Source organism: Bradyrhizobium sp. HKCCYLRH3073, from assembly GCF_051167995.1.
Lineage (GTDB): Bacteria > Pseudomonadota > Alphaproteobacteria > Rhizobiales > Xanthobacteraceae > Bradyrhizobium.
Window position 1 is genome coordinate 328,818 of record NZ_JBNPUD010000007.1, and the last position, 18,122, is coordinate 346,939.

At 67.2% G+C, this 18,122-nt stretch carries 18 protein-coding genes; 5 read left to right on the forward strand and 13 right to left on the reverse strand.

Translation table 11 applies throughout. The annotated features are described in order from the left end of the window. Positions 1 to 21 precede the first annotated feature (21 nt). The 7 genes from ACQR1X_RS19045 to mgtE form a co-directional block, all read right to left on the reverse strand. Positions 22 to 1,014 (reverse strand): hypothetical protein, encoded by a 993-nt coding sequence (locus tag ACQR1X_RS19045; RefSeq protein WP_316181809.1) that lies wholly within the window; start codon positions 1,012 to 1,014, stop codon positions 22 to 24. 299 nt (positions 1,015 to 1,313) lie between these two features. Next, positions 1,314 to 1,505 carry a hypothetical protein gene (locus tag ACQR1X_RS19050; RefSeq protein WP_315718364.1) on the reverse strand — a complete coding sequence of 64 codons (192 nt, stop codon included), beginning with the start codon at positions 1,503 to 1,505 and terminating at the stop codon, positions 1,314 to 1,316. Between the two features lie 239 nt (positions 1,506 to 1,744). Further along, the gene (locus ACQR1X_RS19055) at positions 1,745 to 2,404 is read right to left on the reverse strand and encodes a glutathione S-transferase family protein (protein WP_316181807.1); all 660 of its coding nucleotides are present in this window, start codon (positions 2,402 to 2,404) and stop codon (positions 1,745 to 1,747) included. 150 nt (positions 2,405 to 2,554) lie between these two features. Next, a complete protein-coding gene (locus tag ACQR1X_RS19060; RefSeq protein WP_434847047.1) occupies positions 2,555 to 3,427 on the reverse strand; it encodes a hypothetical protein in 873 nt (290 codons plus the stop codon). Between the two features lie 147 nt (positions 3,428 to 3,574). Continuing rightward, a complete protein-coding gene (locus ACQR1X_RS19065; RefSeq protein WP_316181804.1) occupies positions 3,575 to 4,393 on the reverse strand; it encodes an aldo/keto reductase in 819 nt (272 codons plus the stop codon). A gap of 76 nt (positions 4,394 to 4,469) precedes the next feature. Continuing rightward, on the reverse strand, positions 4,470 to 4,745 hold the full coding sequence (locus ACQR1X_RS19070; RefSeq protein WP_434899372.1) for a helix-turn-helix domain-containing protein: 276 nt from the start codon (positions 4,743 to 4,745) through the stop codon (positions 4,470 to 4,472). Between the two features lie 81 nt (positions 4,746 to 4,826). Continuing rightward, positions 4,827 to 6,245 carry a magnesium transporter gene (gene mgtE, locus ACQR1X_RS19075; RefSeq protein WP_434899373.1) on the reverse strand — a complete coding sequence of 473 codons (1,419 nt, stop codon included), beginning with the start codon at positions 6,243 to 6,245 and terminating at the stop codon, positions 4,827 to 4,829. Positions 6,246 to 6,354: 109 nt separating this feature from the next. On the opposite strand from mgtE, the gene ACQR1X_RS19080 reads away from it, so the two are divergent. Then, complete coding sequence (locus ACQR1X_RS19080; protein WP_315804149.1) at positions 6,355 to 7,191, forward strand: polysaccharide deacetylase family protein; 837 nt, start codon at positions 6,355 to 6,357, stop codon at positions 7,189 to 7,191. A 240-nt stretch (positions 7,192 to 7,431) separates the two neighbouring features. Next, positions 7,432 to 8,625 (forward strand): polysaccharide deacetylase family protein, encoded by a 1,194-nt coding sequence (locus ACQR1X_RS19085; protein WP_434899374.1) that lies wholly within the window; start codon positions 7,432 to 7,434, stop codon positions 8,623 to 8,625. Between the two features lie 57 nt (positions 8,626 to 8,682). Here ACQR1X_RS19085 and ACQR1X_RS19090 read toward each other — a convergent pair whose 3' ends face one another. The 4 genes from ACQR1X_RS19090 to ACQR1X_RS19105 all read right to left on the reverse strand — a co-directional run bounded on the left by ACQR1X_RS19090 (position 8,683) and on the right by ACQR1X_RS19105 (position 12,421). Further along, entirely contained in the window at positions 8,683 to 9,057 is a 375-nt protein-coding gene (locus tag ACQR1X_RS19090) for a hypothetical protein (protein WP_315804151.1), read from the reverse strand. A 222-nt stretch (positions 9,058 to 9,279) separates the two neighbouring features. Next, the gene (locus tag ACQR1X_RS19095) at positions 9,280 to 10,518 is read right to left on the reverse strand and encodes an NAD(P)/FAD-dependent oxidoreductase (RefSeq protein ID WP_434899375.1); all 1,239 of its coding nucleotides are present in this window, start codon (positions 10,516 to 10,518) and stop codon (positions 9,280 to 9,282) included. A gap of 16 nt (positions 10,519 to 10,534) precedes the next feature. After that, positions 10,535 to 10,885, reverse strand: coding sequence for a RidA family protein (locus tag ACQR1X_RS19100; protein ID WP_315804153.1), 351 nt, complete (start codon positions 10,883 to 10,885; stop codon positions 10,535 to 10,537). Positions 10,886 to 10,924: 39 nt separating this feature from the next. Beyond that, positions 10,925 to 12,421: an amidase gene (locus ACQR1X_RS19105; protein ID WP_316218256.1), complete on the reverse strand. Its 1,497-nt coding sequence runs from the start codon at positions 12,419 to 12,421 to the stop codon at positions 10,925 to 10,927. A 207-nt stretch (positions 12,422 to 12,628) separates the two neighbouring features. Between ACQR1X_RS19105 and ACQR1X_RS19110 the strand changes: the two genes are divergently transcribed. From ACQR1X_RS19110 to ACQR1X_RS19120, 3 genes are all read left to right on the forward strand, one after another. Further along, entirely contained in the window at positions 12,629 to 13,294 is a 666-nt protein-coding gene (locus ACQR1X_RS19110) for a helix-turn-helix domain-containing protein (protein WP_434899376.1), read from the forward strand. A 76-nt stretch (positions 13,295 to 13,370) separates the two neighbouring features. After that, positions 13,371 to 13,739, forward strand: a complete 369-nt coding sequence (locus tag ACQR1X_RS19115) for a hypothetical protein (protein WP_315804156.1) — start codon at positions 13,371 to 13,373, stop codon at positions 13,737 to 13,739. A 1-nt stretch (position 13,740) separates the two neighbouring features. Continuing rightward, complete coding sequence (locus tag ACQR1X_RS19120) at positions 13,741 to 14,313, forward strand: type II toxin-antitoxin system VapC family toxin (protein WP_316237492.1); 573 nt, start codon at positions 13,741 to 13,743, stop codon at positions 14,311 to 14,313. Between the two features lie 281 nt (positions 14,314 to 14,594). Here the strand turns inward: ACQR1X_RS19120 and ACQR1X_RS19125 are convergent, their stop codons facing one another. Next, a complete protein-coding gene (locus ACQR1X_RS19125) occupies positions 14,595 to 14,807 on the reverse strand; it encodes a hypothetical protein (RefSeq protein ID WP_315804158.1) in 213 nt (70 codons plus the stop codon). Positions 14,808 to 15,462: 655 nt separating this feature from the next. After that, the gene (locus ACQR1X_RS19130; RefSeq protein ID WP_434899377.1) at positions 15,463 to 18,051 is read right to left on the reverse strand and encodes an ATP-binding protein; all 2,589 of its coding nucleotides are present in this window, start codon (positions 18,049 to 18,051) and stop codon (positions 15,463 to 15,465) included. Positions 18,052 to 18,122 lie beyond the last annotated feature (71 nt).

Genomic DNA, 18,122 nt, shown 5'->3' on the forward strand with positions numbered 1-18,122 from the left:
TGGCGGTTCAACCAGCGGGATCTATTCGTTGTTGGCGGCCGGCTCGGCGGGCTCAGGCGCCGCTTGAGGCGCCGCAGCGGCCGGCTTCGGCTTCGGCGCGGCCCTCTTGGCCGCCGGCGCCTGGGCGTGGCTGGCAGCCACGCTCGGTGGGGCTGCGGGCGACGGCGTAAGCTGCGTCGGCGGTTTCGGCGCCGCGGCTGCCGGGGCGGCCGAGCGCGTCGAGGCCGTCGGCTCGGGATTCATGATGCTGACCGGCGGGGTGTTCGCCGAGCTGGGAAATTCCGCGGTCGTCGGCTTGCCGCTCGGCGCCGACGGCGCCACCCCTGGAGGCGCCAATCCCGCAAAGGTTCCAGCGACGGGCTGGCCCGGCGCCGCATTCCACTGCGAGGCGTAGCGCGTCACCAGGCCCTCATAGGTCCGCCCTTCCATGTTGTTCATCAGTTGCTGGCGATCGCCCACGGCACGGAACATCACGCAATCGCTCGGCGTGCAGCGGTCGCGTGTCAGCAGCACATAGGCCATCAGGCCATAGCGATCGCGCTCGACGGCACGGCGCAGCGCCAGCAGCTCCGCGGTCATCACCTTGTTGGCGCTGGCGACGTCGCCCACCTGGGACAGCCGGCTCAGCATACCCGCCGCATAGCTGACGGCAGCGGCCGTCATCTCGGCCGATCCGAACAGGCTCTTCTCGCAATTCGCGAGCACCAGATCGCCGGCGAGATCATCCACGCAGGCCAGCGCGGGCGGCGAGAGGCCGACGGAGGCGGTCACAGCAGGATCGCCATTGGCGCCACGCGGGGTCGCATCCTGGCTCCGCATCATCGACGCCACCGCAATCCCGACCGCCAGCAGCGTGATCACCGTCAGCGCGCCGTTGGCGACCGATTTCTCGGCCCTGAGCAGCGTCGTCAGGACGACCAGCGCAAAGAAACCCGCCGCGGCAACGGTGAGCCACATCGGGAACGCCGGTGAGTTCAAGAGCTGATCCAACGAGGAAGGCCAGGTCGAGTTCATGCGCGCTTGTTCCTGACGTGGGCCAGCGAAAGCGGCCCCGATGGCGTCCCTACATGGGACGGCCGTGAAACGATCATCAAATTCAAATGATCACCCGATCGATTGCGGCCCCACCAAGACAATAAGACGATTCCATGCGCCTGCGGGCGCCGGATGGTGTGGAGCTACCCGCTATCCCCAAAAGGGATCGCGCAGCAATCGTCATCGTCTCGCGCCACGGCTCCCGAACGCGTGGCAACTCTCCCTCTCGCTTCGGCTACGTCTCCGGCGGCCGCGTCCGCCGACGCGGCACGTGGTTCTCAAGACAAGGCCAATTGGCTCTCTCTGGCAACCCGCTCAAAGGCTTCCGTCGAGCTTTTGATCCGATACTGGCAGTCGTCGTCTTCCGTCGGAAGCTGGCGGATGATCTCGTAGGTGCCTGTGGCCGCCGGACGCGAGACGTTGCTCGCGGTGAAATAGACGGTCGCCCCAATGGGGAACTTGTGTTTCAACGCCCTCTCCTGCTCGCATGCCGGCAAGAGCCCCTGGTCCCGCTGCCCGAGCCGGCGTGTCTTTATAAATATCGCGCTTATATCACGCCGCCGCCCGCCCTGACCAGCGACCTCACGACGTGGCAAACGCGGAGATTGCGAGATTCTTCAACGGGATGGCTCCGCAAACGGTATTCCTGGACGAGCGGCTCGGGGCGCGCTCGTCCACCACGGACCAAATCGCGAACAGACGAGACCGTTCAGACGTTCTCGACCCGCTCGATGACCCAGTCCTCCGCGAGGCCGTCCTTCACCCAGGCCGCGAAGGCCGGCATCGCCATCATCATGTCCATGTAGGCGCGGGTTTCGGCGGCGACCGGAATGGCGAAGCTGTGGAAGCGCGTGACCACCGGGGCGAACATGGCGTCGGCGGCACCGAAGCGGCCGAACAGGAACGGCCCGCCATGGCCGTAGCGGGCACGGCAGTCGCGCCAGATGTCCTCGATCCGCGCGATGTTGGCCTTGGCATCGGCTGACAGTTCCACCGGCCGCACCGGCCGGTGGAGATTCATCGGGCATTCGTTGCGCAAGGCCGGAAAGCCGGAGTGCATCTCGGCGCAGACCGATCGCGCATGGGCGCGGGCAGCGGCATCGGCGGGCCACAGCCCCGCCTGCGGGAAGCGCTCGGCGAGATATTCGATGATCGCGAGCGAATCCCACACGCTGATCGCGCCATCGATCAGGATCGGCACCTTGCCGGCCGGGGAATGCTTGAGGATGCGCGCCTTGTCGGCGGGATCGTCGGTGTAGAGCGGGATCACGATCTCATCGAAGGCGATGTCGCAGCCGCGCAGCGCCAGCCAGGGCCGCATCGACCATGAGGAATAGTTCTTGTTGCCGATCACCAGCTTCAGCGTCATGTCGCACCGTCTCCGTGTTGGGCGTGGACGGCCCGCGCAGCCGCGCCGTCGACGCTCATGCTATCGGCGACGCATACAGGATGATCGGCCGTTGCGTCGACACACAAGCGCCCGACCACGCGCCCGCCTTCATGCGTCGCCGGCCGCAGATCAGCGGGCGAAATCTTGTGGCGTGAACGACATCTCGATCACCTTCCACTCGTCGTAGCGATCGGGAGGCAACATCGCGTAGGGCTGGCAGGCATTCAACGCCTGGACCGCGCTCTCCTTGAGCTGGATCGCCTTGGAGGCCGCGACGACCTCTATCACCTCCGGCTCTGTCGCCAGCCGTCCATCGGGTGTCATGCCGAAGCGCAGCCTGATGAGCACGTTGTCCGACAGCGACAGCGAGGCCGGCAGCCGCGCGCAGCTCCTGACCTTCTGCCGCAGAGCCGCTTCCAGATTGGCGGCGAGGTTCGTCGTCGCGGTCGGCCCGGCGTCCTTGCCGTCCTCCGGGCCGCCGGGACGCGGTAACGGAGACAATGGCTCGGGCAGACCGAGCATGACCCCATACTTCACCGTGAGATCCGGTTCGGGAGGCACATAGGTCGGCGCGGGTGCCGGCACGGGTGGCGGCGCCGGCTTGACGGCGGATCTGCTCTCCGCCTTTGCGGCCGTCTTCACCGCTTTGGGCGATGCTGCCGGCGCCGGCTGTTTCGCCGCCGGCGCGGCCGGCATCGGAGGATTGGGGGTCTCCTTGGCGTCCTGCGGCGGACTGGGCGGTGGCGGTGCGGCGGCCGCCGGCGAGGCGTTCGGGTCCGGCTGCGGCAGCACCAGATCCGGCGTCGGGGATGGCGATGGCGTGGCGACGGGCTCGGGCGTCTTCTGCGGCTCGTCGGCGTCGACGATGTTGACCTCGATCTCGTCGCTCTTGGGCAGCTCATAAGGCCGGACCGTGGTCGAGACCACGACCCCACCGGCGATCAGGAGATGCGCGAGCACGGACGCGGCGATGCCCCAACGGATGAACTGCCAACGTTCCATGCTGCTTCACTACGCCCGCGCATGAGCGAAGGTGCGCGTCGCGCCATCGCTCCGATCATCGGCAGGGAATGCGGCAACCGCCGTCGTGCGGCCCGCCGGCCGCGCCCTGTCATGTCAGGCTTTAGCATAAATGCGCGGGCGCCGCCCTCAATCCCATTTCGGCGCAAAGGCGAAGTTGGTCATCCGCCCCTCGGGACTGCCCATCGCGAAGATGTCGGCCATGTCCTGCTCGGACAGCTCGAAATCGAACACGTCGAGGTTCTCGGACAGCCGTTCGATCTTGGAGGTGCGCGGGATCGCCACGACGCTCTGCTGCACCAGCCAGCGCAGGCAGATCTGCGCCGGGCTCTTGCCATGGGCGCGGCCGATCCGCGTCAAGGTCGGATCGTTCTTGATCTTGCCCTTGGCGATCGGGCTGTAGGCGACGAGCGCGACGCCATGGCGCGCGCAGGCCTCGCGGACCTTGGTCTGATCGAGATAGGGATGATACTCGACCTGGTTGCACACCAGCGGCTCCGGCGACGCCGCCACCGCCTCGTCGAGCAGACCGACCGTGAAATTGGACACGCCGATATGGCGTGCGAGCCCGAGCGTCTTGGCATGCGCCAGCGCGCCGAGCGTCTCGGTCAGCGGCACGTGCGGATTGGGCCAGTGCAGCAGCAACAGGTCGACCTCGGAGACGCGCAGCCGGACCAGGCTCTCCTTGGCCGAGCGCTCGAGATCGTGCGGCGCGAAATGCGTGGTCCACACCTTGGTGGTCAGGAACACCTCGTTGCGCCGGACGCGGGACGCACGCAGGCCCTCGCCGACCTCTTGCTCGTTCTCATAGACTTGCGCGGTGTCGATGTGCCGGTAGCCGAGGGTGAGCGCCTGCTCGACGATGCGGCTGCAGGCGCGCCCGCGCAGCTCCCAGGTTCCGAGACCCAAAGCGGGAATCCTGGCACCGTTGGCCTCGATCATCAGCATGGCCGTGCACTCCAGAGCGCGTGCAACATTATGTAGGCACACGCCGGGCGTTGCCAACGCACGACCCGTGGTTGGCTTAAGTCTTGGCTAAGGCGGCAAACACCGTCTCGGGCGCATGCGCGATGACGGTGAGCAGCGCGCGCGCCGGGCCGCGCGGCATGCGTTTGCCCTGCTCCCAGTTGCGGATGGTCTCGACGGGCACACCGAGCTTGGCGGCGAATTCCTGCTGGGTCAGATGCACCCGCCGCCTGAGATCGCGCACTTCGAGCGGAGCCGCGGGCGCCAGCGGAATCTCCTCGCCGTCGCGCAGCTCCACGATCCGTCCATCTGCCTTCATCCGCAAGCGTTGCATCGTCCGACTCCGTGTCGAGCGACAGTCTCGCCGAACCGCGTTAAGGCCGGATTAACGATATAAGTCGTTCAGGCGCAGGGGTTATTTCAGGCCGAACCAGAGCGTGGCGATGCCGAGAAACGAGAAGAAGCCGACCACGTCGGTCACCGTCGTGACGAAGGTTCCGGAGGCCACCGCCGGGTCGGCGCGGACCCGTTCGAGCACCATCGGGATCAGGATGCCGCCGAGCGCACCCGCGACGAGGTTCGAGATCATCGCAAGCCCGATCACGATGCCGAGCCCGGGCGTCTTGAACCACGCCACGGCCGCGATGCCGGTGACGAGCGCGAAGGCCAGGCCATTGACGAGCCCGACCAGCCCCTCGCGCATCACCACCCGCATCGCATTGTTCGGTCCGAGCTCGCGCGTCGCCAGCGCGCGCACCGCGACCGTCATGGTCTGGGTCGCGGCGTTGCCGCCCTGGCTGGCGACGATCGGCGCCAGCACGGCGAGTGCGACCATCTGCTGCAACTGGCCCTCGAACAGGCCGAGCACCGAGGACGCCAGGAACGCGGTGGCAAGATTGATCAGCAGCCAGTTGAAGCGGCCCTTGGCGATGGTCCAGACGCTGTCGGACAGCTCCTCGTCGCCGGACACGCCGCCGAGCGCCTTGAAATCCTCGTCGGCCTCCTCCTCGATGACGTCGACCACGTCGTCGATGGTGATGACGCCGGCCAGCCGGTTCTCGGCATCGACCACGGGGGCTGCGACCAGATTGTACTTGCCGAACAGCCGCGCCACCTCGGCGAGATCGTCGGTGACGGTGACGCGACGGCGGTCCTCGTCGATCAGATCGGCCAGCGGAACCGGACGGCGGGCGCGCAGCAGCGCATCGAGCGACACCGCGCCCTGCCAATGCCGTGCGTCGTCGACCGCATAGATCTCGTAGAACCGCTCGGGCAGATCCCGCGTCTCGCGCATGTAGTCGATGGCTTCGCCGACCGTCCAGCCCAGCGGAACCGCGATGAACTCGCGCTGCATGCGGCGGCCGGCCGAGCCCTCGGGATAATCGAGGCTGCGCGCGAGCGCGTCGCGCTCGGACGGCGGCAGGCGTTCGAGGATCTCCTCCTTGTCCTCCTCGTCGAGGCTTTCCAAGAGCTCGACGGCGTCGTCGGATTCGAGCTCGCGCACGCCCTCCGCGACGGTCTCGGGCTCGAGTTCCTCGAGGATCTCCTCGCGGACCGCGTCGTCGACCTCGTTCAGCGCGGAGAAGTCGAAATCGGTGCCGGTCAGCTCCACCAGCCGGACACGGTCGTCCGGCGCGAGCGCCGCGATCAGGTCGCCGAGATCGGCCTCGTGCAGCTCGGCGACCTCGGCGCGCAGGAACGCCTCGTCCTCGGCGGCGATGGCCGCCGCGATGGCCGCGATGAATTCGGCGCGAATCTCGCCGGATTCGGTGCGCATCGGCGCGCGATCGCGTAGAGTTGCATCAGCATGGGCAACGTCCGATGTCTCGTTCATGACGTGCCTCACGCGCTTGATTTCAGAGCAAATGGTCTGATTTGTGCTTCACGCATTACATAATCGGCAACAGCGAGCGCAACGGGAAAAGATGCGGCCTTGGCGATCGATGACGGGATGGGTAAACGCGGCCGGCGTCGTGGCGGCGCTGCTCGCGGCTGACGTCGCCGCAGCGGCGCCTGCCGCATGCCCGCGCGAAGGTACGCTCGGCACGTCGCGCATTCTCACCGTCGACGCCGCCACACATCCGCGCGTCGGCCTGAAGAGCTTCCCGGACACGCTGCCGCTGCATGACGGCGAGGTGGTGCTGACCTTCGACGACGGCCCGTCGCCGCCGATGACCGACAAGGTGCTCGCCGCGCTCGCCAGGGAATGCGTGCGCGCGACCTTCTTCCTGGTCGGCCAGCCCGCGTCGGGCCGCGCCGCGCTGGTGCGGAAGATCGCGGCCGAAGGCCACACCGTCGGTCATCACACCTTCACGCATGCGCATCTCGCGCACATCACGCCGGAACAGGCCGTCGCTGAGATCGATCGCGGCATCGCCGCCGACGAGAAGGCGCTCAACGGCGTCGAGACGACCACGCCGTCGACGCCATTCTTTCGCTTCCCCTATTTCGAATCGACACCGGCGACGCTCGACCTGCTGCAGTCACGCGGCATCGTCGTGTTCGGCGCCGACTTCTGGGCCGGCGACTGGAACCCGCTGTCGCCGCAGCAGACTCTCCACCGGCTGACCAGCCGGCTGAACCAGGCGCGCAAAGGCATCATCCTGCTGCACGACCCGCAGCCGCGCACGGTGGCCATGCTGCCGGCGTTCCTGCGCTACCTGAAGAAACACGGCTATCGCGTGGTCCATGTGGTGCCGAAGCCGCCGGAGGATTTGCATCACGAGGAGCATAGCGAGCGCCCTTCAGCCGCGCCGACGCCGCCGCACGAAGGTGGTTAATCCGTCGTTCAGGACCACTGTCTACGCTCGACTGCCGTGATCGCGGCGATTTCTGCCGCTTGCAATCCGGCAACAGCCGCGGGCAAACCGGAACCCGGAACGATGTCATCTCGCGACAGCCGAACATCCCTGCTATGTCTTGGCGGTCGCTTGCCTGCCCCCCGCGGCTGCGACACATCATCGACCGTGGAAGACCCTGGCCGAAGGAGCCGGGACCGTGAAGGGAATGTGAGCAGCGTGATGCGTGATCGTTGGTGGGCTTGCGTCGGACGGCCAACATGGCTCGCAGTGCTGTTGGGCACCGTCGCCTGCTTCGCCTCCAGTGTCGGATCGTCGGCCGCACCGGTGGCCGATTGTCCCGGGCATCCGAACGCGCTCGGCACGTCGCGCGTCCTGGTGGTCGATCCGCGCGAGCATCCGCGCATCGGCGCGATGCAGTACAAGGAGACGCTGCCGCTTCGGGATCACGAGGTCGTCATCACCTTCGACGACGGCCCGCTGCCGAAATACAGCAATCAGGTGCTGCAGATCCTCGCCGACCAGTGCGTCAAGGCGACGTTCTTCACCATTGGCCGCCAGGCCAAGGCCGATCCCGAGGGCGTGCGGAAGCTTGCGGCCGCCGGCCACACCATCGGCACCCACAGCCAGAACCATCCGCTGAGCTTCAACAAGATGACGCTCGACCAGGTCAAGCCCGAGGTCGACCAGGGCATCGCCTGGACGACGGCGGCGCTGACCGATCCGTCGGCGCTGTCGCCGTTCTTCCGCGTGCCCGGCCTGCTGCGCGGCGACTCCGTGGAGAGCTACGCCGCCTCGCTCGGCCTGCAGCTCTGGAGCGCCGACTTCCTCGCCGACGACTGGCGCAACATCTCCGGCGCCAAGGTCTACGAGCTCGCGATGAAGCGGCTGGAGGCGCGCGGCAAGGGCATCCTGCTGCTGCACGACATCCATGCGCGCACCGTGACGGCGCTGCCGAAGATCCTCGCCGAGCTCAAGGCCAAGAACTACCGCGTCGTCCACGTCGTGGCGGCGACGCCGGACCTTCCGGCGACGCCGACCGAGCCCGAGGATTGGCTGGTGCACCGCCCGTCGGACGAGACCCCGGTGGCGCATTGGCCGAGGATAGCGCCCGTCGATCTCGCTGGCGCCGATACGGGGGCCCGCGCCAGGCTGGATGATTTCGGCATTCTCGACGTGCCGGCGGCCGTCGGACGTGTCGCGCAGAAGCCGGCATGGCCGCGTCCGCCGCTCGCGCGGCGGCTTGCGGCGCCGGCCTTGGCAGCGCCGGCGTCCGATCTGTTCGCATGGCCGCCTGTCGCGCCGCTGTCGGCGCAGCGGCGCCAGCTGGCCCGGCTCGAAAGCCCGGCGCCGAAGGCTGTGGCCGCCAAGCCGGCGCCGCGCCCGGTGCGCCTCGCCAGCCTCAGGCGGCGCTGAACATTCGCAGATGTTGCAGGTGAGGACGCGAAGACGATTCGCCCGCGCCGCGCGCGATCAGTTCGAGACCAGCTTGCTGACGCAGAGGATGACGGCGGCCGCCAGGAAGAACAGGTCCATGTAGGACTTCTTCTCGCCGTCCTTGCGCAGCGATCCGACGTCGGACACCACCTGCCTGCTGACCACCTGCCCGACCGGCCCGTCGCCGAGCATGCCGGCCAGACGGCGAACGTCCGACTCCATCTTCTCGATCCGTCCGAAGAAGTGGAAGGTGCGCACCACCGTGACGGCGCGCATGCCGGCATAGATCAGCACCACCAGCGCCAGCACGGCGCGGTTCTGGTACTTCTCGACGTAGTTCAGGCTGAGATAGACGGCCGCGAGAAATACGAAATTCGAGACGAAGCGGTACACGAGGCCCGTGAAGTTCATCTGCTCCCCCACATGATGTTCGGATCACTGGCCGACGACAGAACTCACGAAACGCGTTTCGCCCCCGCGTCCTGGTCCAACCGGCGTCACCCTAGGAGAGCGGGCTTGCGAATTCGTGAAGTGGAGATTTTGCAGCGCCAGAACAGGCCCGCTTGGTAAACAAGGGACTGCCCGGCGGGCGCCGCTGCAGCCTGCAATTGCAGGGCTGCAGCGGCTCCCGCACTATGCGCCGAACCGGGCCGGCGCGCAGGCGGCGACGTCGACGCTCGGCGCCTCGCCGCTCATCAGCTCGGCGAGGATGCGGCCGGTCGCAGGCCCCAGCGTGAAGCCCTGGTGGCCGTGGCCGAAATGCAGCCACAGGCCCTTGTGACGCGCCGCCTGGCCGACCACCGGCAGCATGTCGGGCATGCACGGCCGCGTGCCGATCCACGGCTCGGGCTCGACCGGCTTGCCGAGATCGATGAGCTGGCGCGCGGCAGCCTCGGCCTTGCCGAGCTGAACCGGGGCCGATTTCGCATTCGGCGATGACAGCTCGGCGCCGGTCGTGATGCGCACGCCGAGCGCCATCGGGTTCATCAGATAGCCCCGCGCCGCATCGCGCAGCGGCAGATCGAGCGGCGCGCCGCCGGTGTAGTGACGGTGATAGCCGCGCTTGCGCACCATCGGGATGTCGTAGCCGAACCGCGTCAGGAACTCCGGCGACCACGGCCCGAGCGCGATCACCACGGCCTCGGCCTCGATGCGTCCCTCCGCCGTGGTGACGGCCCAGCCGCTGCCCGCCTGCGCGAGCGTGGTCGCATCGCCGCGCAGCAGCTTGCCGCCGCGGCGCGTGAACAGCTCGGCATAGGAGGCGACGAGGCTGCCGGGATCGGACACGGTCCACGGCTCCTGCCAGTGCAGGCCGCCGATGCCGCTGTCGATCAGCCCGGGCTCGGCCTGCTTGAGCTGCTGCGCGCTCAAGAGCTTGAACTTGACGCCGAACGCCTTGCCGACCGCCTCGGCCTCCCTGGCCTCCTTGTCGAACTGCGCCTGCGTCCGGTGCAGCACGCGGAAGCCGTCGCGGCGCACGAGGTTGCCGGCGCCGGCCGCGAGGATCAGCGGCTCGTGCTCGGGCGCGGCGCGCGCGATCAGTTGCGCATAGGTGCGCGTCAGCACCTCGTGGCGCGCGGGGAACGAATTCCACCAATATTGCAGCAGCGGCCGGACGTGATAGGGCAGCGCCGCGAGGCTGTAATGCACGTCGTTGGTGCGCGCCAGCGCGATGTCGAGCACGCCGGCGAGATCATAGGGCATCGCGTAGGGCCGGACGGCCTCGCTCTGGATGATGCCGGCATTGCCATAGCTGGTCTCGCGGCCCGGCTCCCTGCGGTCGACCAGCGCCACTGACCAGCCGCGGCTCTGCAGATGCAGCGCCGTGCCGACGCCAACCATGCCGCCACCGAGAACGATCGCGCTTCGCATCGTCATCACTCCTACCTCAGGTCCGCGCCGCCGCGACGACGGTGACCTCGATCTTCACATCCGCGATCATCTGCGCCTGCACCGTGGTACGGACCGGCAGCGGATCCTTGAAGTGCCTGCGATAGGCTTCGTTGTAGGCGGCGAAATCCGCCTTGTCGGCGAGGTGCACCATGCAGGACACGATGTCGTCGAGCGTCAGGCCTTCGCCGGCTAGCGTTTCCGCGATGTGCTTGAAGACGAGGTCGGTCTGCGCCGCGATCCCTTCGGGAATGCTGCCGTCATCGGCGACCGGCACTTCGCCGGACAGGAACACCAGGCCGCCGGCGCGGCGCACCAGCGAGAACGGCCATGAGGGGGCGTCGGACATCGTTAGTCGCTCCAGGATGTAGTGATCATGAGGGCCGCCTCAATCCCACGCCATGAAGCCCGGCGTCTGCGCCAGCGGCGGCAGCGACGCGAGCCTTGCGAGATCCGGCCGCGGACGGCGAAGCTCGGCGTCATCGGCAAAGGCGGCTTCCAGCGCCGCGGCCACGCCGAGCACCAGCGCATCGCCGCCGCGCGGGCCGACGATCTGCAGGCCGAACGGCAGGCCGTTGTCGTCGAGGCCGAGCGGCAGGCTGAGCGCGGGATGCCCGGCCAGGGTCACCGCATAGGCGAGCGCCAGCCAGTGGAAGTAGGACCGCGTCGGCACGCCGTCGATCTCGGCCGGATAGAGCTCCGCCCAGGGCCGCGGGCTCAAGGTGATGGTCGGGCTGATCAGCACGTCGTGGCTGGCGAAGAAGCTCTGATAGGCGCGATAGATCCGGGTCTGGTTGGCGCTCGCGCGCGAGAAATCCTCGAGGCTGTAGCCGAGCCCCTCCTCGACATTGGCGCGCACGTTCGGCCCGAGCATGTCGGGCCTTTCGCGAAAATTCCTGCCGTGCTGGGTGAGGAACAGCGAGGCGCGCAGCACCGCAAAGGTCTCGTCGGCCCCGCTGCAATCCGGCGCGCCCTCGTGCGTCTCGGCAAACAGCGGCGCGATGCGCGACACGCGCGCACGGAAGGCGCGGCGGATCAGTTGTTCGGTCGGCGCGAAGCCGAAATCCTCGGTGAAGGCGAGCCTGAGCTTGTTCAGTTCCACCGCTGGCGGCACCGCCCAGCGCGCTGGCGCGCCGCGCACGGCCTCGCCGGGCAAGGTGTAGGCGAGCGGATCGCGCGCATCGTCGCTTGCCATCACCGACAGCATCAGCGCGGTGTCGGCGACGTCGCGCGCCATCGGCCCGTCGGTCGACAGGCACGACCAGCCATGGGCGCGCTTCTCGCTGGCGACGAGGCCGTAGGACGGCCGCATCCCAACAATGCCAGAGAAGCCGGCCGGATTGCGCAAGGACCCGCCGGTGTCGGAGCCGGAGGCCAGCGGGGCCATGCCGCAGGCGAGCGCGACCGCCGAACCGCCGGAGGAGCCGGCGGCCGAGCGCGTGGGATCGAACGGGTTTCCGGTGGCGCCGAACACGGGATTGCGGGTGTTGCCGCCCGCCGCCCATTCCGGCGTGTTGGTCTTGCCGAAGATGATCGCGCCGGCCGCGCGCAGCCGGCCCACCGAGGCCTGGTCGACGGCCGGGACATTATCGGCCAGGATCGGGCTGCCATAGGTCGAGCGCATCCCGGCGGTGTCCTGGGTGTCCTTGATCAGCACGGGCAGGCCGTGCAGCGGCCCCCTGTCCTCGCCCCTGACGATCTCGGCCTCGGCGCGCTTGGCGGCCGCCCGGGCGCCAGATTCATCCAGGGTCACCACCGCGTTGACCGCCGGGTTCACCGCCGCGATCCGTTCCAGACACGAGTCGAGCAGCGCAACCGGGGAGATCGCCTTTGTTTTCAGCAGCTTGACCAGCTCGACGGCGGTCTTGTCGCAAATCGATTGCACAGGGCTTCTCTTTTCCGTTTCGGAAAACTATTTAGCATATAAGAAATCGAATGCACGACCTGAAAACGCATTGTTCCACCGCTGTCCACGCATGACCTTCGGACGTCGGAGCACACAATTGAATTTCCTGCGCTTTGGGGCGAGATTGCCCGAACTGCCCCGGCCATCGGCACGCCTGATCCGCTAACGGATTTTCCGGAGATCGCTTTGACAGACACTGCCATCAGCGTTTCAGCCGAAGGCCCGCACTCCCAGCTCGGCCAGTGCCTGAAGGCGGCCCGGCAGGCGCGCGGCCTGACGCTGAAGCAGGTCGCCGAGAAAACGGGGATGGCGCTGTCGACGCTGTCCAAGGTCGAGAACGGCCTGATGTCGCTGACCTATGACAAGCTGCTGCAGCTCACCTCGGGCTTGCAGATGGACATCGCCGAGCTGTTCAGCCCTGCTTCGCCGCGCCCCGAGCCGGGCCGCCCGGTGACCGCCCGCCGCAGCGTCAGCCGCGCCGGCCAGGGCCAGATCGTCAACACCCGATTCTACACCTACACCTATCAGTGCACCGACCTGATCGGAAAGCGCATGGTGCCGATGATCGCCGAGGTGCGCGCCCGCACGCTCGAGGAGTTCGGCCCCCTGCTCCGCCACAGCGGCGAGGAGTATTTCCTCGTCACCCGCGGCACCATCGCCGTGCACACCGAGTTCTACGCCCCGGAGATCCTCAACGAAGGCGACGGCATGTATCTCGACAGCACCATGGGCCACGCCTACCTCAACGCCGGCGAAGCGGCGTCGGCGCAGGGCGTGTGCCTGTGTACGAGCGAGCAGTCGGATCTGTTCGAGCAACTGCACAGGATCGCTAAGAAAGATGCGGTGGAGTGAGGGCGGAGCGGTCTGCTGCTCCGTTGATATCCGTGTGGTGAAGTGCTACGTTGAACAACAGCAGCTTTTGTCTAACATGATCGAAGCGTCCATGACCAAATCCCCCGCAGGCAAATCACCAACCCGCCGAGATAAGGGCGCGGCAGGCAGCAGTTCGCGGATTCACCGCGAAGCGGCAACTGGCCAGTTCGCCGGGAGCGAGACGCGGTTCGAGGCGGTGATGCGGGCAGCCGAGCGGTCGGGTCTGCTGAAAGACAAACAAGGTCGTATCGGCGGCCGGGTGAGTTCTGCACTTGTCCGCCAAGCGAAGCGGCAAACGGGCATCGAGACGGATACGGACTTGATCGAATTTGCCCTCGCAACGGTCGCGCTTGAGGACAACTTCGCAGATGTGTTCAAACGGTCGCGTGGTACGGCGGATCCGAAGCTGAAGCTCGGTTTTTGACGTGGCGGCGTTCGATTTCGATGCCGCACGACGATGGGCGCGGTTCGACCCGTGGAAAACGCTGCCCCGAAGAAGTGATGACCAACTACCATTTGTTGACGCGACCCTGATCGCTGGACAGGGGCTTTTGCTCGACACCTGCGTCTACATCGACCAGATGCAGGATCGATCACCTCCGATTCTCGAAGATCTGATCGCACATCGGCAAGTGAATCACTCAACAGTTGCGATTCAGGAGTTGATGCACACGGTCGGCGTATTGAACCCCTCTGATCCGCGCACAGCCCCGGTCATCGATGTGATTGGAAAGCACATCAAAGCGATGCCACCCCATCGCACCTTTGCACCTGATGGCGACACGCTCGGGCGCGCAGCACTCCTTTCGGGTATCCTTTGCCGTCTTCAGAGTTACGAACGAGACGGTAAGCTGCGCGCACTTCAGGACAGTGTGCTGTTTCTTCAGGCCCAGAAGCTCGGTTTGGTCGTCCTTACCGCGAACGTCGCGGATTACGACCTTCTGCTGCAACTCGTCCCCGCGGGTCGAGCGCTGCTTTACAGACGGCGTGAACCATAGTGGAGGCCTTCAGGACATCGCGCCAGTAGCCGGCCTTCATGGCTGAAAGGTTGCGCACGACCAGCGGCAGAGCTTCCGCGCCAGGCGGGCGCAGACTGGATGACCAGTCGATAACCTGGCCAGGCGCGATCAGCAGAGCAACAAAGAGTGCGACCTGCGCCGCGATGAGCAGGACAAGCATGAGACACTGGGCGCGTGTCAGCGGCGCCGCAAACAATGCGGTGATCACGGTCGCTCCTTTCGCGAGTGAATGGTTCAGGTGATGGGCACGAGTGCCGCCCTCACCGCATCATCGAGGGGCGTATGCGACTCGCGCCGAGCAGGCTGGCCAGCCTGCCATTGTCCAGCGCGAGGCTCTGCTTCCACAGCCAGCGCATTTCGATCGCCTCGCGCATGAAGCGCACGAACGGCGCCGCGAACCAGAGCGTGATCCACGGGAACGGCTTCACCGGCAGGTCGGGACGGCCGACGACGCGGCGGACGGCGTCGATCATCTCGCGGCCGGTCGCATCGTAATTAGACGGAAGTCCGGCTGGTTTCGCGGTGGGGGTCGCCTGCGCCGAAATTCTCTTTTCATCCGCCGGCTCAATTACATCACCACTGTCCAGTCCCCGCGCGAAAAATATTCCTCTTTCGCTTTATCGGAAATCATGATTGTATCTCCCCATCCCGCCTCGGCACGAGGGGCGTATCGCGATCGTCACGGCACGCGGGGTGGGATGCGGTGGGCGCAGCGGCTCGCAGCGTGACGAAGGTCATGCGGACGAACGAAGCCGTTGCGCCGGCGAAATCGTAGGGTCCTGGCCTCCCGGTGCTGAGGCCAAGCGCGCGACAACGCGTTCGCGTTGCGCGGGCGACGGGGGCAAGACAGCCGGTCCCCGGGGAGAGGACGTATAAGCCGTCAAAACCATCGCGCGGGGAATGCCGGGATGCCTCGGCTGAACCTGTGGTTCCTGCCGCCTGCATTCTTGTTCGCAGGCGGGCCATGGGTGCGGCCAGCACCCGGCATTCCCCGCGCCCTCGGCTTTCGAGGGCGAAACGACCGGCACAGCTCGGACGCATCGCGCGCCGCGAGGCGGAGACGACTTGCCCGGACGGCGCCGACGATCGGACGAATGATGGATCGCTCCCCGCATGATCGCCGCGGGCTCAGATCGCCTTCCGGCCGGCCAGGGCCGACACGATCGCTTCCGACAATTGGCCGAGCCGGAACGGCTTGGCGAGCAGCGCGGTCGTCGCCCGGAGTTCCTCCGGCACCAGCGAGGGATCGGCGAAGCCGGACATGAAGACGATCGGCAGCTCCGGCCATCTGCGGCGCACCTCGCGCGCGAGGTCGATGCCGGTCATGGCATCCGGCAGCAGAATGTCGGTCAGCAGCAGCGCGAACGGATCCGGCCGCTCCAGCGCGGTGATCGCGGCCATCGCATGGGTGACGACGACCGGGCTGTAGCCCATCGACGTCAGCATGGTCGATGCCATGGCGCCGACCAACGGATTGTCCTCGACCACGAGGATCCGTTCGCCGGTCTGCGGCCGCGCCAGCCGCGCCGCACCGGCGCGCGCGCGACTGCCGGCGCCCGGCCCCGCGCTCGGCAGATACAGCGTGACGCAGGTGCCCTCCGCCACCCGGCTGTCGATCAGCACCGTGCCGCCCGATTGCCGCGCAAAGCCATAGACCATGCTGAGGCCGAGGCCGCTGCCCTTGCCGAACTCCTTGGTGGTGAAGAACGGCTCGAAGGCGCGGCGCGCGATCTCGGGCGGCATGCCGGCTCCCATGTCCGACACCGCGATCGTCACGTAGTCGCCGGGCATGATGCGCTCGTCGCCGTCGTCGAGCGGCTGGTCGAGCACGGCATTCGTCGTCGTGATCGTCAGGCGCCCGCCGCCGTCCATCGCATCCCGCGCATTGAGCGCCAGATTGAGCAGCGCGTTCTGCAATTGCGTCGGGTCGATCAGGCAGTGCCACAGCATCGGGTCCTGCGCCAATGCGATCTCGATGTTCTCGCCGAGCGTCCGCTGCAGGATGGTCGTCATCCCGCTGACGAGCTGGTTCACGTCGGTGACCTGCGGCTGCAGCGCCTGCTTGCGGGCGAAGGCCAGCAGGCGGCGGTTGAGATCGGCGACCCGCTCCGCCGCCTCGATCGCCCGCTCGACCATGCTGCGGCGGGAGCTCTCGCCGGGCGGGAGCGCGTCGAGCAGCAGATCGAGATTGCCGAGCGTCGCCGCCAGCATGTTGTTGGAGTCGTGCGCGATGCCGCCCGCCAACTGGCCGATGGCCTCCATCTTCTGCGCCTGCCGCAGCTCGTCCTCGATGCGCTTGCGCTCGGTGATGTCGACCGACAGCACGAAATAGCCGCGCACCGTGCCGTCCTGGCTGCGATCCGGCACCCGGATGGTCTCGCACCAGCGTTCGCGGCCGTCGGGAAACGCGATCTTCTCCTCGCCGCCCGCGGTCCGGCCGGCCAGCGCGGCCTCGATCTTCGGCCTCACCTCGCCGCGCCGGGCCGGATCGATGTAGTCGTCGATCCGGCGGCTGCGGCCGATCCCGCTGGGCGGCTGCGCATACCATTCGCGCGCGACGCGGTTGGCATAGCGGATGTCACCATCGGCGCCGACCTGGACGATCAGCGCGGGCACGTTCTCCGTCACCAGCAGATGCTGCTCGAAACTGTCGCGCAGCGCCTGCTCGGAGGCCGCGCGCAGCCGCCACTGCCGCGCCAGGACGAGGCCGAACCCCGCGATCAGCAGATTGAGCCCGGCGGCGATGGCGCTGTAGTACAGCGCATTGTTCTTCCAGCCCGCCAGATACTCGACCGGGTCGCGCGCCACGGTCACCACCAACGGCAGGCCGGCGACGCGGCGATAGCTGATGCTCCGCGACGTGCCGTCCGTCATGCCGCTGCCCTCGAAGCTGCCGTGAGGGGCCTGCGGGAGATAGAGACTGAACAGCCGATTGGACCGGACGTTGCGGCCGGCGAAATCGTCGGCATGCGGCGTGCGCAGCAGGATCGTGCCGTCGTCGCGATAGAGCGTCACCGTTCCGCGCTGCCCGACGTTCAGCGACAGGAAGAACTGCCGCAGATTCTCGTAGTCGACAGCCACGACGATCACGCCGGCAAATCGTCCGTCCGGCATCATAAAGGCGCGGCTGACCGCGATGAACCGACCCCTGTTCACGCGCGAGGCCACCGGCACGTCGATGAAGAGACCGCGGCCGGGGTCATCGCGCTGGACCTTGTAATAGGCCCGATCGGCGAAATTGTTCTCGCGGCCGGGAACTCCGTTGCCGGCGCTGTCGCCGAGCAGATTGCCGTCCGCATCCAGCACGACGATGCCGCCCGCGGCGGGGTACGGCACCACCCTGCGCTTCAACTCGTTGATCAGCGCCGGATTGCCGGCGGTGAGCAGCGATGGGTCCTGCTTGAGACTGTCGATCGTCGTGTTCAAGAGCACGTCGACGCCCTGGATGTTGCGCAGCATGTATTCTTCGAGCGCGCGGGCGAGATCGCCGTTGGCGGCCTCGGTCGTCCGATAGGTCTCCCGATAGTTGACGGAAAGCATGTGCGCCACGAAGGCATCACACAGCAGCGCCAGCACGAGGCCACTCAGCACGATGATCCAGGGAGTCCAGCGCCGGTCCATCCAGGAGCCGGACGCGAACCTTGTCCAGGCGTCGACGATGCCTGCCTGCCGCGGACCGCGCCGATGGTCGGCTCTCGCTTTGATCTGGTCCGGCATGGCGTCGCATTCAGGAGGTCGTCGGGCGGTTTGATTGTGAATCGATCGGCGCGTCAAGCATCGGCGAAGGT

Coding starts and splice junctions, on each gene's coding strand:
- ACQR1X_RS19045 (WP_316181809.1), bottom strand. CDS start 1,014: ATGAACTCGACCTGGCCTTCCTCGTTGGATCAGCTCTTGAACTCACCG.
- ACQR1X_RS19055 (WP_316181807.1), bottom strand. CDS start 2,404: ATGACGCTGAAGCTGGTGATCGGCAACAAGAACTATTCCTCATGGTCG.
- ACQR1X_RS19060 (WP_434847047.1), bottom strand. CDS start 3,427: ATGGAACGTTGGCAGTTCATCCGTTGGGGCATCGCCGCGTCCGTGCTC.
- ACQR1X_RS19065 (WP_316181804.1), bottom strand. CDS start 4,393: ATGCTGATGATCGAGGCCAACGGTGCCAGGATTCCCGCTTTGGGTCTC.
- ACQR1X_RS19070 (WP_434899372.1), bottom strand. CDS start 4,745: ATGCAACGCTTGCGGATGAAGGCAGATGGACGGATCGTGGAGCTGCGC.
- mgtE (WP_434899373.1), bottom strand. CDS start 6,245: ATGAACGAGACATCGGACGTTGCCCATGCTGATGCAACTCTACGCGAT.
- ACQR1X_RS19080 (WP_315804149.1), top strand. CDS start 6,355: ATGACGGGATGGGTAAACGCGGCCGGCGTCGTGGCGGCGCTGCTCGCG.
- ACQR1X_RS19085 (WP_434899374.1), top strand. CDS start 7,432: ATGCGTGATCGTTGGTGGGCTTGCGTCGGACGGCCAACATGGCTCGCA.
- ACQR1X_RS19090 (WP_315804151.1), bottom strand. CDS start 9,057: ATGAACTTCACGGGCCTCGTGTACCGCTTCGTCTCGAATTTCGTATTT.
- ACQR1X_RS19095 (WP_434899375.1), bottom strand. CDS start 10,518: ATGCGAAGCGCGATCGTTCTCGGTGGCGGCATGGTTGGCGTCGGCACG.
- ACQR1X_RS19100 (WP_315804153.1), bottom strand. CDS start 10,885: ATGTCCGACGCCCCCTCATGGCCGTTCTCGCTGGTGCGCCGCGCCGGC.
- ACQR1X_RS19115 (WP_315804156.1), top strand. CDS start 13,371: ATGATCGAAGCGTCCATGACCAAATCCCCCGCAGGCAAATCACCAACC.
- ACQR1X_RS19125 (WP_315804158.1), bottom strand. CDS start 14,807: ATGATCGACGCCGTCCGCCGCGTCGTCGGCCGTCCCGACCTGCCGGTG.
- ACQR1X_RS19130 (WP_434899377.1), bottom strand. CDS start 18,051: ATGCCGGACCAGATCAAAGCGAGAGCCGACCATCGGCGCGGTCCGCGG.